We start from the raw sequence: 14858 nt of genomic DNA, 5'->3' as shown, positions 1-14858 counted from the left end.
TCAGGCTCCCGTCGTAGCCGCTGCTGCATCCGGCAGCAACACGTAGACGCCCATCACGTCGACCGGCAAACTGGCAGTCACCTGGTAGCTCCCTCGACCTTCCGAAGCTTCGCGCACGCGGCGGTGGTCTTGCAACAATGCTTGGGCACGCGTCTGAGCAATGGCTTCGAGCTGCGGTTGCCAGCCCGGCAAGGTGTCCAGGGCGGATTGCAACTGGCGGTCGCGAAGTGGCGCGGGCATGTTGCGGGTAGCCTCGGCACCCAGCAGGGCCCGGGCTTGGTCAGCAGAAAGTTCAGTCAAAGGTTCATTTCCGGATGCGGCTACGGCGACTGCCTCTTCGCACATCAGTAGGCGTGTACCAGCGCCGTGCGTCACCGTGAGTTGGTGACGAATGCGCAGCAGCAGGACCGTGGTTTTGAGCGAGACGTGATTGACAAAAGCGCTGCCTGCACGTGCGATGGTCGTGTCTTCAATCACGTACGCGGTAACATCCAGTGCCTGTTCGAGCAGCGTGTCAGCCAGTACTGCTACCAGCGGATGAGTACGGTGAATGAAGCTGGCGCCCTGCGCTGGAGGCTGGTGAAAATCGATACGCAAAGTGTCGGTCAGGCCCTCGACAGCCAGTCGTTCACGTACCGAGGCAGGCAGGTGCTCTGTCAGCAACTTGAAGTGGTCATTAACTGGCTGCAGGGGCGCGCCGAGCTGGCTAGCAGCGCGGCTAACGAAGCGCGCGACGTCTGCTTCACCACCAAGAACTGCCGCGGTCTTCTGCCACTCAGGCAGTACATCCTCTGGTCTCAGCCTGCGTTGGGCGAAAATGGAGCGGTTCTGCCTGGCTTTTTCGCGAGCGCTTTCCCACGCAAATTCAATCTCCTTCGCAGGCTCACCAAACAGGTCGAGCTCTGTCTGCACGCCGATTGATGCCCCCTTGCGTAACAGCACGGCATTCATCAGCGCCTGCGTGAGCTTGCCTTCATTGTCTGGCATTGGGACAAGTACGCCGAGTTCCTTGCGGATGCTTTCCGCCTTGCGCAGGATAACCTGCAGCACCGCGCCGTCGACCGGATTGTCTTCGCCGTAGAGCATGGTGCTGCGTACCTCACGCGCCTTCTGCCCGAAACGGTCCACGCGTCCTTCCCGCTGCTCGTGTCGAGTCGGGTTCCAGCTCAGGTCGTAGTGGACAACGGCCGTAAAGAGACCCTGCAGGTTGATACCTTCAGAAAGGCAGTCGGTCGCGACAAGGATGCGCGTGTCACTTTCGCCCAGTCGCTCGACAGCATCTTCACGTTCATCGGGCGTCAATTCACCCGTTACCGCCTTAACCGTTGCGGACTTGAATTTCTCCTGCAATGCGGTCTCGAGGTAGTGTGCTGTAGCAATGTAACGGCAGAAAACAACGGGCTGAAAACCGTCCTTCAGTAAGAGCGCAAGGTGCTCCTGCAATTTGGCGAGCTTTGGGTCGTTTTGCTGACCGGTCAGAGCTTCGGCACCAGCTATAAGTCCCTGCAAACGCTCACTGTCTTCAGTCTGCGCACCCGGTTCAATGTCGTCAGTCGACAAGGCGTCATCCGTGCCATCCAGTACCCGGTCACTGGCTTGTGCCTCAAGTTCTTCGAGAGGTATTGCGTCAGATGCACCAGCGTCTCCAGCGACGCCAGCCAACCGCGTACGCAAGGCGTTGACAGCCGCAGCCGGTGAAGACGAGATGCAGCGAAGCAATGCCAGCGCTGCCCACCAGTTCATGCGTTGCTCGCGCAGCTCCTGATTCTCGGAGCGCTCAACAAGTTCGCGCGCGTAGGTCAGCACGTCATTGAACAGCTTGCCCCAGGCGCCTGTGAGTCGATAAGTAATCTCGGCAGTGAGACGCTCGGGGAACATCGATGTGTCCTGCCACTCGGCAATGTCAGGCCGTCGGCGCTGGACAAAGTGACGCGCCAGGGCCTCACGCAAGTCGCTACGCTGGTCGGCAGGCATATCCTTTAGCTGCGTGAAATCTGGACGCAGCAGGCCGAGCAGGTTGAAGAAGGCATCCTCGTCGCCGCTGTGCGGGGTGGCGGTCAACAACACCAGATGCCTCTCGGCGTCATCGGCGAGTCCTTTGAGCAGCTGATACCGCTGCTGACGCCCTTGGCCCGCCTGAGTGCACGTGTGCGCCTCGTCGACGATGACGAACTCCGGGCAATGACGCTGGAATGCTTCCCGGCGTCGCTCGGACTTGATGTAATCCAGACTGACCACCGTGTACGGGTGAGCGTGAAACAGCGACGTGCCAGGTGGAAGGTCGCGCTCCAGACGGTCTGCTGTGTTCGACCGTACGACGACCGCATCAATATGAAAGCGCTCGGCGAGTTCGCGCTGCCATTGCTCGCATAGATGGGGAGGGCATAGCACGGTAAGGCGCTGGATTTCACCACGGTCGAGCAGTTCGCGGGCGATAAGCGCACCTTCAATCGTCTTTCCGATACCCACGTCATCGGCAATCAGCAAGCGCACAGTCGGCAGCTTGAGTGCCATCAGCAATGGCACAAGCTGGTAAGCACGCGGCTCGACAGCAATGTTGCCGAAGCTGCGGAAGGGGCCGGCGCCGCTACGCAGCTTCAACTGCAGGGCATCGAGCAGCATCTGGCTGGCCGTATGATTACGCGCCTGCGCAACGGTCGGCCAAGGGAAAGTCGCAGGCCGCACAGTCTGCGGCTTTTCAAGCGGCAGGTAGATAATCGTCTCGTCGTGCTCTCCCCCACCCAGAGGACGCAGTCGCAGCGTCTCTACGGTGGATTCGGGCAAAACAACCCACTCCCGGCCACGTGCCGAAATCAGAGAACCCGGGTGAAACTCCGGCGTCGGTGCATTCATGTTTAATCAAACCTTCCCGGGACCAAACAGGTCTACGTTCTTCTTGAAGATGTCAGCCCAGGTCGTCTGTTCCTTGGGGAAACGGACGACCAGATAGCCAAGCGCATCTAGCTCTTGATTGATATTTGCGTCCCGCTGACGCTGCGTCTCTGTTTCATGGTGTGGTCCATCGAGAAAGACAGCGAGATGCAGGTCATCGTAAAAGAAATCAGCGCAACAGGCAGCGGCGGCAATCGTGTGCTGCCCGCGGTCCGGTTTGCGATAGCCATGCTCGGAAACGTGGTCCAGCCAGGATTGCTCCAATGTGCTTCCGGCCGTGCGCGCCAGTTCTGCGTCATGCTGTCCGGGTTCTCGCCCCTGAGTCCCCTGTTTCGTGCCGGCTTGCGTTAGGCGGCACAGGATGTCCAGTACCAAGCCACCAGCATCGGCGTCTTTCCTGTCGATGAGTTGATGGTCTGGCTGGTTGTAGTACGAAAGCAGGCATCGGTAGCAACCGGCCTCGCAAATCGGATTGCCGTGCTCGAGCTCTTCCGTCAGCGTCACACGCTGCCATGGCGTTCCTGATGCCGGGAGCACGAAATGCATCACTTCAAGCGCCTTGGCTGCTACAGCGGACATCGCTGCTGGCTCAGTCGCGATGCGCGTCAGCACGCCGGCACCTCCTTCCGCCGCCTCGAAGAACAGGATGGACTGCCGGTGGTCGCGTGTTGGCAACGGTTCTGCCATCAGTTCGCTTTCTTCCAGCTGATAGACCGCTTCAATACCCCGTTTGAGTGCGTACTGCAGCGTCGTCAAAGTTGTGGACGATATTTCACCTAGGCTGAAATGCGGGCGAATAATGAGAATGTTTCTCCGGTCTTCCACATACGGAACGATACGCTGCGGCGGCGTCTTGTCTGGCGGTGCTTCGGCCTCGTTTTCCGATTCGCCATTGCCATCGTCAACGCCACCGACCCAGTGACCCGTGACCGGGTTCATCATGAAACCTTGAATGGCCTTCTCCTTGCGCCGCCGCCAACCAAAGTTCATGCGCCAGACCGTGGCGGTCGGACCATATTGCATCTCCAGCAACGGTCCTTGGTCATCCCCGACCAAGGTGGTGACCATCTGAAGTTTGCCGTCGGCCTCAGCAAACTGCAGTGTGGTCTGCATCTCGTAACCTTGGCGAACGCGCTCTTCCTCATTGGCAGTAATGCGCTCAGCACGCTTGGTCGAAACGTTTTCGATGCGATACAGATTCTTCACTTCCTGGGCGCCGGCCAGCGATGCGCCGCATGAAATGCAGCGGTCCGCATCGCGCTGGGAACGAAAATGGCCGTAACCGCACGCAGGGCACAGGCGAGCAACTTCGGTGGGCAAGCGCGCCCCGTCGCTGATTTGGTCTTTCCCAGTGATGGTCAGCAATGCCTTGATGACCCGATACTGGCTGCCCTCGTGATAGATGAGACTGTACGGACCAAACTCTCCAAGTGCGAGGAAGCGTGGGCGGGACAGGAAACTCTCGCGCCCGATGCTGCCGCGACGGGCAGGCAGGTAGGCCAGTAACGGCAAGCGCGGGAAGTTATACCCCGGCAGGAAACCTTGGCTCGCCATATAGCGATATGTGTAGAAATCGCTGTTGAACGCGCTGTCGCCGGCCAGCAGCAGGTCGCGCTGCTTACGTGCTTCATTGTGGCGCTGCTGAGCTTCGCGCCGCTCCCGTTCATTGGCCGCAGGGTTGTTCTCAATCTTGAAGTTGAGGTCAATGGCCTGTGCGGTGGCTCGATAAAGGTCGCGCCAACGCTGCAGTGCCCCGTTGAACTCGATAAAGGCGCGTTGGAATACGGTCTCGGCCCACTGCTCGTTGAACCATGGCGCTCTTTGCGGAGTCAACTCATCTTTCAGCATGCCCAGCACCTTGAGCCCACGCTTATGGGCACGCAGCTTCGCTTCCGGCTTATCAAGGTCGGAGGCAACATCTTCCGCAACAGGTAGCGCGTCCGGCTGGTTCATGTCCAGCAAGTCACGCACGCTGTTGCCGAGTTTCCTGCCCGTTTCGGCCAGCCAGATGGCATGCATGTGGCTCTTGATGAGCTCTAGATTAGCTAGGTCGAGTGTTGGCGCTTTAACCTGGCCATGCACCATCCGGACCGGGTCGCGGAAGTAATACTGGTCGTGCGGACTCTGTGCTGCGCAGTAAGTAATAACGAGCGCTGGCTGCCCCGCGCGTCCGGCTCGACCACTGCGCTGCGCATAGTTTGCCGGCGTCGGCGGCACGTTGCGCATGTACACCGTATTCAGCGAAGAAATGTCGACGCCGAGTTCCATCGTCGGCGAGCAGAACAGCACCGGCAGCCACTCAAGCGCCGTGCCGGTCTTCTCCTTCCACTCAGCCTTGTCCTTTTCCGTGAAGCGAAAGCGTGCCTCCCGCTCCATCCGGTCTTCCTGTTCAACCTGGGCGGTATGTTCGCGAGCTTCAAAATCGAAAAGCTGATGGACTGGACTGTCCAGCAACGCCGCAATGTTTTGGTATATCCCCTGGAAAAAAGCGTTGTTGTTCGCCGGGCTGCTGCTTTGCCCGTTGCCGGATGTCCAGACAAGCGCTGAACCATTTAACTGCCAGCCGACCAGGCCAACATCGGTTTCGTCCTTGCGCACAAGGCCATAAGATTCGGCAGCCTTCAGTAATGCGGCGATAACATCCGGATAGGTCAGGTCGTTGACGTCCGTACAAAACGGATTGCCACCTCCCCAGGTACTGGCCCTGCGAAGCTCTCTGCCCAAACGGGAGCGGCTGGAACCAATGACGAGGAAGTCGTCCAGATTCAGACGTCGGCCCCGGCGGTCCACCTCCTCACGAGGGCGGCGCGTGACAAACCATCTTGCCGGCTGCGGACGCTCGTCTTCGGTAAACCCCCATGGCTCAAGAAGATTTGCGTAACTTTGGGTACGCAGTTGTTCCAGCTCGCTACGGTCAAGATAGCGCGTCGCGATACAGAGCCCTTGCCGCATAAAGTTAAAGAGCACTCGCAATACCGCGGCCCGCTCGGCGGGTTTAGCTGCCTGCAACACCCGTGGGGCATCGGCCCACTCGTCACTATCAGCAGCAAGGTCATCTATGTCCTGATAGTCGATGCGAATTAGCCCAAGCTGCTCAAGGTTGGGATTGTTGAAGCGCCAGCCACGACGTAAGTCGAAGTAGCTGCGGTAACCCAGGATACCGCGCATCGCCTCTTGCACTTGGCGCCGCGCATTGCCTTTCACTTCAGGTTGCTGCATGTACTCCGCACGGACGCTGGGGTCGTCACGATGGAAGCCCAACGCTTCAAAAACAGCATTGGATATTTCCTTTTCGCCCAGCACTTTCGACGGAGATTTGTCGACTGCCGAAAGCAATGCTGCGCGAGTCAAGAGAACCTGCAGGAAGTCGTTGAAGTGTCCAGCCTGCAGCGCGGCATCTTGGCGGTTGTCAGAAAAGCCGAGAACCTTTCTAGCGTCAGGTGTTAGCTCCTGGTCGTGCTCGTAGAGATATCGTAGCGCCGACAACGTTAGCATTGTCGTGGCAGAACTCCGCCCCTCACCGGATAGCGACGTCAGGCGCAACGCATCCTTGCCAGCAGTGGCATGGGTGGTCCCGCAAGCCGGACAGAAACGAAAAGCCCCGGGGATAAACCAAGCATTCAAACCAATGCCGTCGGTTACCACTCCATCTGGCCGAACACGGACCTCTTGAGGAACAAACTTGCGCTTGTCCGCTTTGACGCGCCAATCGTCGTCACGCCGCCAATTGTTATCGCCCCGCTCCTCAATCCAGCCCTCGGGGTACCGCTCAGGGTCTGACGGGTCCCAGTTATCCAGTCCCGGCATCAGGAAGCCGAATCGGACCTCGTCATCGTCGTGCTGTCGCTCGTCGATACTGCGCACGTTGAAGGTGCGACCTTCGGCGCCATTCGTGTCCCAGACCGGCATGAACTCCCGGCCACAATCCCGACAGAAATGGACGTGGTAATAGCGCCGGACACGGTCGGTATCGCCCGCAACGAACTGCTGCCCATCGAGCGTGATGGCACGGTGTCGGGGTACTTCCAGCGTTGCATAGACCTTTCCACCGCCGGCGATAAACTGGTGGAGCTTGAACGCAAACAGCGATTTGCCTGTCTCATCCTGAACTGCGTAGGCTAGCAGCATGAACTTCTGGAGATAGCTCAGGCAGGTATCGACGGATTGGCCCGAAACCTCATGCAGCTTCTGCGCAGCGTCAGCGAGCTTCTGCGGACGCGCTCGCCTCGGTTTGTCACCCTCGTAGTCCAACCCCAGAGTCAACTCGACCCAGACGGACACGGGATGTGACGCCAGCGACGCAAAATCGGTGGTCTCAGGCACACCGGCGCGAATAGCCTCACCTAGACGGGGTGAAACAGTCGCAATGGTTTCCTCCTCCGGCGTGACACGGCGCAGCGTCTCGGTAACGATGTTCCGGTCGGGGATGTTGGTACCAAACAGCCGGGAAGCAACGTCTGCGACGATAGCATTGCGCTCCATCTGCGTGCCTTCGGTGGCCATCGTGGCCGAAGTACCGATGCAGATAAGGTTTTCCGCAAGTGCTTCACGCACGCGACGAACGAGTAGCGCGACATCCGCACCTTGGCGTCCGCGGTAGGTGTGGAGTTCGTCCAGCACGAGAAAGCGCAGGCCTTTGGCGTTGCGCATCACGGCCTTGTCGATGTCGTTCTGCCGGGTCATCAGCAACTCGAGCATCATGAAGTTGGTGAGCAAAATGTCAGGCGGGTTGGCTGCCATCGCCTGGCGTTCTTCATCAGACTCCTGGCCCGTGTAGCGCCCAAAAGTTACAGCGCGCTCGGCTGGATTTGAACCAAGGAATTTTTTCAATTCCTCCAGCTGCGAGTTCGCCAGCGCGTTCATCGGGTAGATGACAATGGCTCGAGTCCGTGCTGTCTGGTCAACTGACTTGGCCCTAAGGCACTCATCGATGATAGGGATGAAATAACTGAGTGACTTGCCTGAACCAGTTCCTGTCGTCAGAACATAGCTTTCGCCGCCCGCAGCGAGGCTGATGGCCTCTGCCTGGTGCTTGTGTAGCGGCAGCGAAACGCCCGCCGATGAGGCAGTCTTCCCAAGACGAAAAATATCCGCGCACTCGGGTCGCAATTGACCCGCGGCGACAAATTCGTCGACTGTGCCACCGGATTTGAAATTCGGATTAATCTGGATGAGCGGCGCTGGCCAATATCGTTGGCTGAGGTACTGCTCATCAACGTAGTGACGAATGTCATCGGCGCGAATGCTTGTGAAGCTGCGCGTAAATTGTTCGTATTCGGCGACGATGTGCTCGCGGAATTTGAAAACGTCCATTATTTCCCCCGGTGAGCGGCGGCCGTACGGAGGCTTATGCGAATTGGTTATGCCGTATTTACCGCAACGCCCTTGGTCGACCAGCTTGGCTAATCGACAATTGTACGGCGGCGCTCCTCTCCACGGATTGTTTTGGCACCCGCGTCATGTGTCGGAGGCGAATCGCTGCCTCCGTGAAAACCTGACCTCAGCGATAGTCCGACAGTCCGAGCAGCTTGAAAATTCCATCGGCATTGCCTACGTTGGTAAACCCAAGCCGGTGCAACGCCGGCGCGCAGTACCAGGAATGAGCCGCATTCGTCTGGTTGACCGCCCGCCCGGTCAGGCCCTCTATTTATGAGAGGGTATGACGCGGGAGCAGACGATGAAACTGGTCTGGCTGCGGGAGAAGTGGGCGAAGTGTAGAGCAGTCCGTCGTCTACCCCTTCTTGTTTTGTCCCTGATTGAGCGGATGCAGGGTGATGGTCTGCACACCCATCGCGCGCAGGCAAGCTATCAGGAAGGCTGCCGAGAACCGCTTCCGGTTTACTTTACGGTTGAGCTGGTCGGGCGACTCATAAATGTCCAGCTGTTCCAGCATCCGCGAAAGCTGTTTGTACCGGATGCCGCGCCGCATCATCTCTTCCTCTATCAACCCCTTCGCTTCTTCTTCCCACGACCCATAGGGCTCAGCCGACGGCCGACTGCGCATGTTCGGCGGTTCTTCCATCACTTTCCCTCAACTTCTCTGACGTCCCGATTCTTGCATCGCTGGAATTTTCTCACAGCGATTTTCGGTCGTATACGACCGACGCCGAATCGAGGGTCCTACACGTCCTCAGCAACCTATTTTTTTGCGAGGACAGAATGCTGACACAAACATTACAAGCCAATGTGCCGACCATACGGGCCGCTGCTACACGCCGGACGACCAGCCAGACGCGGAGCCGGCTGCTGACTCTGGACGGTGGCGCGAGATGAGAAGCTCACCGTCCTATGGCGCTCGTAGTCGCCGGATTGCTGCGAACGCTGGCGTCCGGCTTACGGCCCCCACCTATGGCATGGCCCGCATCGGGACCTATGCCGAAAAAGCCGCCGGCCACATCACGGTCGACTCTGACTCGGAGCGCGTCGTAGCGCATATGCTGTCCATCGACCCACGCGTGCGCTCTTTCAGGCAGCAACCGTTCACCGTCGACCTGGTCCTGGAGCGGCTGCTGTTCACGCGTGAAGAACTTTCGGAAGCCCGCAAAGCGCGTGGTGCTCGTGCCGGGGAGGCGGAGTACACACCCGACTTCGCCACCGTTCAGGCCGACGGCCTGCAGCGAGCATACGAGGTCAAGCTCGAGGGCTTCGAGGGTGATGGTCGGTACTGGGCCAAGGTTGAGCGGGCTCGGGAAATCATGGAGGCGTACTGCTATCCGCTATCCACGGTGGTCGTGCCTGCCGATGAACGGCACCCGGTCGTCGTCAACGCGCAACTGCTGAAGCCGGCGGTACTGCGTGCCCGCGAATACTTGACGCCGGACATCATCGACCGGGTCGAGAGCTATTGTGAATCGGGCCCGGTACCGCAACGCGCGCTGTGCGCCGACCTCCAGATTCCGACGGGCCTGATTCCTCCACTGCTGGCGACTGGCGTGCTGCAGGCGGACCTCGCGCATCAGCACATCTGCGCGACTCTGCAACTGTCGGCCGCATATGGTGACCTGAGCCACCTCTGCCTGATTGAGGAGCTGCGGCCATGATGTCCGACCTGCGCACCGGAGACAAGCTGGCGCCCCCGGGTAAGCCGGACAGCTACTTCGAGGTCCTCGACAGTCGTTTGCATGCCGGCTCAATCCAAATCTTCGACGCAGAGAAACATGAGTCCCGGTATGTCGATGAGTCACGCATGCGAGTCGCTATTTCGGACGGTAGCCTGGTCCTACATCGAAAAGGAATGCCGCGCGTCAGCATCGCTGCGCAATACAACGACCATACACTGCACGACCAGGTCCGTGTGCTGACCTATGCCCTAAGGCGCATCGATGAAATCCGTGAGCAACGCGGCGTTTCGTTTGACGCAGCCATTCCACTGGCCCGCGAAGCATACGCAAAGGAGCGAATCGGGCAACTTCTGGTCCGTCCTTTTCCGTCGCGCGCGACCCTGTACCGGGCTCACAAGAATCAACGGCTCGGCCTTCCCGTGCTCAAGGGTGACAGGAATAAAGGCAATACGACAGCCAGGTATTCAAAAGAGCTTGTCGAATTCGTCGAAGAGGTCATCGAGAGCGAATACCTGGTCACCGAATCGAAGTGGACAGTTCTCGACACGACGAAATACATCGACCGTGAAGCGCGACGTCGTGGTCTGCATGTTGCGAAGCACACCATCAGCCGCAAGTTCGTATGCGCGAGGATTCGTGACCTGACCGTCGATGCCGAATACGACCGCATGGACCCGCTCGACCGGGTCGCTGGAAAATCGTTCGCGAAAAAGCGTATCCGGGCGGCGTTCCCGTTCGCCAGAATCGAGCAGGACGCTCTGCACCTGCCATTCGTCGTGCGCACGCCTCATGGCATCGCCCGGACCGTCTATCTGGTACTGGCGATTGATGTGTGCACCGGATATCCCGTGGGATGGCATCTCGTCATCGGTTCGCCACGGGAGATGGATTCTCTGTTGTGCCTCGAAATGTATCTGACGCCCGCCAAGGCAGCCCGCTTCGCAGAACTCGGCATCGCTCACGCGCTGAACATTTATGGCACGCCAGCACAGGTGATTTTTGATAACGGCCCGGAGACGAAGGGAGAGCGAATCTTCCGCCTTGAGCGGCTGGGAATGGATGTAAAGCACTGCAAAGCAAAAGAAGCTCAAGGCAAACCATTCATCGAACGTCTGAACAGGTCGCTCAAGGAGGCACTTCAGCGTCTCCCGGGATGCACGCGCTTCGAAGGAAAGGATGGCGTGCGCGACCCGGAGGCGTTGGGCGACGAGTTGATGACGGTCGACGCACTCGAGAAGTGGATTGTCCGGTGGCTCTATGAGGACTGGGTCAACAGCCCGCTTGAGCGGCTTTGTTGGGACGAACTACTGGTCGATTCGGTCAAGGGCAAGACGCCGCTTGAACGTCTGACTCACCAGACCGAAGAAATGGGGCAGCCCATCACCATGCCGCCGCCGCGTCATGAATGGATGGCCGCACTCTTCGAGCACGAGCTGTGCGCGTTGAACGCCCATACGGGCATCACGCTCAAGCACGGCTTCAGGTACAAGGGCGAAGCCATTTCGTATCTGCTGTCCAAGTATGGCGACCACACGGAACTTCATGTGGTCTACAACCCGGACGATTTCCGTCAGGCGTATGTGTACGAGGGAAGTGACCTTCCGCTCGTCACGCTAACGCACGAACACGTTCGACCGGACACACCGGCCTGGACCTTCGCGGAAGCCAAGGCCCGATTCGATGAGGGCATGGACGACTGGGCGGTTCCGCCCGAAAAGGAGCAATTCGAGCGCGACATGGATGAGGCGGTCACCGGAAGCGGAACGACCACCAAGCGCAAGACCCGCGGTAAGCGCGAGGAAAACAAGGAAACCGTGCGTCGCGCCAGAGACCGCCTGGCAACTCAGCGCGCCATCGACCGTCCGCTTTCGACGGCAACGCCATTTGGGCCTCAGACCTCGACCAATCCCTCGTTGCCACCGGACGACCTTCAGCCCGCTATCTCATACGACGACGCGCCTCTGATGAACATCGTGAACAGAAACACCGGAGAGAAACTGCTGTGACGCCAGCTCAACAACTGCGCCTAGATATTGAGGCATGCGAACTTCCCCACCCTATGTTCGTGGAACACCTCAGTGCTCTCAAACGACGCATCGAAGACACTTTCGCTGGCTTTGCGCCAAAGATTGTTCGCGTTCCTGGTCCGAGCCGTGTGGGCAAATCTTCGCTCATCGCCAAACTGTCGCGTGACTACGCTGAAACCCGCGTCGACGGCCGACGGCAAGTACGGGTATTGGTTGTCGAGGTTCCACCATCCGCTACGACCAAGCTGCTTCCCAAAAGTGTTCTGCGTGCGCTAGGCATCCGGGTTTCCGGCAGCATGACCGCGGGCACGATGTTCGACCAGATGGTGGAACAGCTTCGGCTGGCCGGGACGCGTGTCGTGATTTTCGACGAAACATCGCACCTCGTTGATGAAGGGTCGCGAGTGCTTCCGCGCGCAGCCAGCGACTGGCTCAAGACGCTGATGGACACCCTCGGCATTACGCTGATTCTCTTCGGCATTCCGCGACTTGAGCGACTTTTTGCGGCTAATGAACAGCTGCGCAACCGGGCTTGTCCTGCGCGCAACTTCTTGCCGTACGACGCAAGCAACGCCGAGCAGATGGCGGCATACCACGCGTGCGTCACGAACTATGCGCGAATGTTCGCTATGGCTGGCTATCCCATTGATGTTCCCGCCCGCGTGCTGACGCAACAATGCTATCTCCTCACCGGTGGCCTGATTGGGAAGCTCTCTGACTTCATGCGCGAGTTGGCCGGTGTGTTGAGAAACGAAGCGCCGCGCGCCGTTACCTACGCAGACTGCCAGAAGGCCCTCGAAGATGTCAGCCACGCGGGTTCGCCGCACAGACTGGCGTTCGAGGATTCCGGCATCGACGATGCGGGCGTGGAGCCCGCCGCGCTGAAACAGGCATATGTCCATGTCCTGACCAGTAATGCAGCGTCCGTGCCGGTTCGGAAGAAGTCAGGAGATAAACGATGAGCCTCATTCTCACCTACGCGCCCGCCGACGACGAATCCGGGATGGGCTATTACCGTCGCCTCGCCGCGAGCAATGCGCTTTTCAGCTGGCGCGACCTGGCAAGTACGGCGGGTGTCGAGCGTAATCGCCGCGCCTTGCTAACGCGCACGGACGACGTGGCCCGTAACCTCGGCCTGGAATCAGCGTGGACCGAATTTAGCCGGCAGCAGGAAGACCTTTGCCGGGGTTGGGGGAGCCTGCACCGTGCACAATCTGACGCCGTGTGTCCTGCGTGCCTCGCTGAGTCACCCCACCTGCGACATCACTGGGAACACGTCTATGTCACCGCATGTCCTCAACATCGAATCCTGCACGTCGACCAGTGCGACGCCTGCGGGAAGCACCTGTCGCAGGAGAGGCTCTACATTGGATTGTGCTCGTGCGGTCATGACCTGAGTAACCTACCGCGTATTCCGGCAACCCGCGGTCAGCAGTGGCTGTCGACGCTGATTGCGAGCAACGGGCAACAGTCTGGCAGCGTGAAGCCGTCTGCGCACGGCGTGGACATCGACGTGCTCGTGAAGGTCATCCGCACGCTCTGCCAATATGCGGACCCGACGCGCCCCGGATTGCCGCGCGGCGCGGCGTCGCCGAAATTCGTCGCCGAAGCGGTCGAATTTCTCTCGCCGCTCGAAGCCTTGCTCGCCGACTGGCCAACGGGTTTCCAGAATCACGTCGAGCAGCGCATTGCCGCCGGCCGCAAGGATGCCCGTACGCTGAACACGCTGCTCGGCGACTGGTACGTCAGTCTGCGCAAGCTCTGCCAGGGCACGCCGCTCGAGCCTCTGCTCCAAATCATTATCGACGTCGCTGCCCGGAAGTCCGATTGTGTCCTGGGTCTGGATTCGACCAAGGAAATGGTCGAGGATGCGACCATGTACATGCGCGCGCCAGATGCCGCAAAGGCTATCGGCATCAGCGTCTCACGTCTGCATGACTCCATCGACGCGGGCGAGTGCAAACACCGTGCACGGCGTACTGGCACGCGCGGCCAGTTGTTCGAAATTCCGTGCGCTGAGGTTGAGCGCATCCGGCGGCAACGCGCCGGGTGGATTTCCGACAACGATGCCTGCGAACTGGCGGACGTGTCACCCATCGTGCTCGCACGCATGAAAGCGGCCGGCGTAATCCAGTCAGACGCCCGGTGGCGCGAAGACCTGGTGAAGGGCGGTTCGGTCGAGCGTCAGTCCATTCTCGACTTGTATGAGCATGTGGAGCGGTCGGCTCAAACCACCGTCGTGGCCGATGATTCGACGCTCACGTGGGCGGAGTTGACCAGCCGGCGTATGGGCGACCGAAAGGCTATCGAGTCGCTGATGCAGGCCGTCGCATGCGCCAAGGTGAAGGCCGTTGCACGTGGCCGGACACTGGGCGAGATGACATTCCTGCGGGCAGACGTGTCGCCGTATTTCGGCACACCGCTGCTCGAGGCTGGCATGTCGATTCAGCAACTGGCCAAAGCGACCGGATGGAAATGGGAGTCCATCTCGCACTGGGTGGACGAAGGACTACTGGCGTCGGAACCGATTCAAAGACGTGGCCAGTCTTGTCGGGTCGTTCTGCCGCACCATCTGCTGGAGTTCCGGCAATCCTACATTCCGCTCGCAGACCTGGCCCGTGTCATGGGCATGAAGTCGTCGGCGCTGTTGCGCCGGCTGCAGGGCGTCGAACTGGTCGGCGCGAAGCAGCTTCCAGATGGCGCCATGCGGGGCGGGCTCATTCGTGTCGCTGAGCTCGGTCGCCTGGCAATTCTCGGTGCGAGAGCGGGGCACGACCTTTTTGTGCCCGCATCGTTGACGACATGAAAGGGCGGCGCGACCCGTCGAACCGCGGTGTTACGGGGCACTGTGGAGCGGGTATGCCCCAACCGCCGGCAG

The 14858-nt window shown here is 59.6% G+C and carries 7 protein-coding genes; 4 read left to right on the top strand and 3 right to left on the bottom strand.

The annotated features are described in order from the left end of the window. From G3N97_RS06535 to G3N97_RS06525, 3 genes are all read right to left on the bottom strand, one after another. Positions 1 to 2853, bottom strand: a complete 2853-nt coding sequence (locus G3N97_RS06535; protein WP_205992481.1) for a helicase-related protein — start codon at positions 2851 to 2853, stop codon at positions 1 to 3. 6 nt (positions 2854 to 2859) lie between these two features. Then, complete coding sequence (locus G3N97_RS06530) at positions 2860 to 8205, bottom strand: DEAD/DEAH box helicase (RefSeq protein WP_205992480.1); 5346 nt, start codon at positions 8203 to 8205, stop codon at positions 2860 to 2862. 418 nt (positions 8206 to 8623) lie between these two features. Then, positions 8624 to 8914, bottom strand: coding sequence for a DUF6471 domain-containing protein (locus G3N97_RS06525; RefSeq protein ID WP_205992479.1), 291 nt, complete (start codon positions 8912 to 8914; stop codon positions 8624 to 8626). A 331-nt stretch (positions 8915 to 9245) separates the two neighbouring features. Between G3N97_RS06525 and G3N97_RS06520 the strand changes: the two genes are divergently transcribed. The 4 genes from G3N97_RS06520 to G3N97_RS06505 are packed head-to-tail and all read left to right on the top strand — an operon-like array spanning position 9246 to position 14786. Further along, positions 9246 to 9932 (top strand): hypothetical protein, encoded by a 687-nt coding sequence (locus G3N97_RS06520; RefSeq protein WP_241030428.1) that lies wholly within the window; start codon positions 9246 to 9248, stop codon positions 9930 to 9932. After that, the gene (locus G3N97_RS06515) at positions 9929 to 11959 is read left to right on the top strand and encodes a DDE-type integrase/transposase/recombinase (protein WP_205992477.1); all 2031 of its coding nucleotides are present in this window, start codon (positions 9929 to 9931) and stop codon (positions 11957 to 11959) included. The genes G3N97_RS06520 and G3N97_RS06515 overlap by 4 nt, the downstream gene beginning before the upstream one ends. Beyond that, positions 11956 to 12942 carry a TniB family NTP-binding protein gene (locus G3N97_RS06510; protein WP_346778024.1) on the top strand — a complete coding sequence of 329 codons (987 nt, stop codon included), beginning with the start codon at positions 11956 to 11958 and terminating at the stop codon, positions 12940 to 12942. Before G3N97_RS06515 ends, G3N97_RS06510 begins: the two co-directional genes overlap by 4 nt. Beyond that, complete coding sequence (locus G3N97_RS06505) at positions 12939 to 14786, top strand: TniQ family protein (RefSeq protein WP_205992476.1); 1848 nt, start codon at positions 12939 to 12941, stop codon at positions 14784 to 14786. The genes G3N97_RS06510 and G3N97_RS06505 overlap by 4 nt, the downstream gene beginning before the upstream one ends. The last annotated feature ends 72 nt before the right edge of the window (positions 14787 to 14858 follow it).

It is taken from the genome of Paraburkholderia sp. Ac-20347 (genome assembly GCF_017104805.1).
Lineage (GTDB): Bacteria > Pseudomonadota > Gammaproteobacteria > Burkholderiales > Burkholderiaceae > Paraburkholderia > Paraburkholderia tropica.
Note: the sequence above shows the minus strand (reverse complement) of the source record. Positions and strands in the feature narration are given on the sequence as shown.

Excerpts from the sequence above, each read along its gene's own strand:
- G3N97_RS06530 (WP_205992480.1), bottom strand. The coding sequence starts at position 8,205 with ATGGACGTTTTCAAATTCCGCGAGCACATCGTCGCCGAATACGAACAA.
- G3N97_RS06520 (WP_241030428.1), top strand. The coding sequence starts at position 9,246 with ATGGCCCGCATCGGGACCTATGCCGAAAAAGCCGCCGGCCACATCACG.
- G3N97_RS06505 (WP_205992476.1), top strand. The coding sequence starts at position 12,939 with ATGAGCCTCATTCTCACCTACGCGCCCGCCGACGACGAATCCGGGATG.
- G3N97_RS06525 (WP_205992479.1), bottom strand. The coding sequence starts at position 8,914 with ATGGAAGAACCGCCGAACATGCGCAGTCGGCCGTCGGCTGAGCCCTAT.
- G3N97_RS06515 (WP_205992477.1), top strand. The coding sequence starts at position 9,929 with ATGATGTCCGACCTGCGCACCGGAGACAAGCTGGCGCCCCCGGGTAAG.
- G3N97_RS06535 (WP_205992481.1), bottom strand. The coding sequence starts at position 2,853 with ATGAATGCACCGACGCCGGAGTTTCACCCGGGTTCTCTGATTTCGGCA.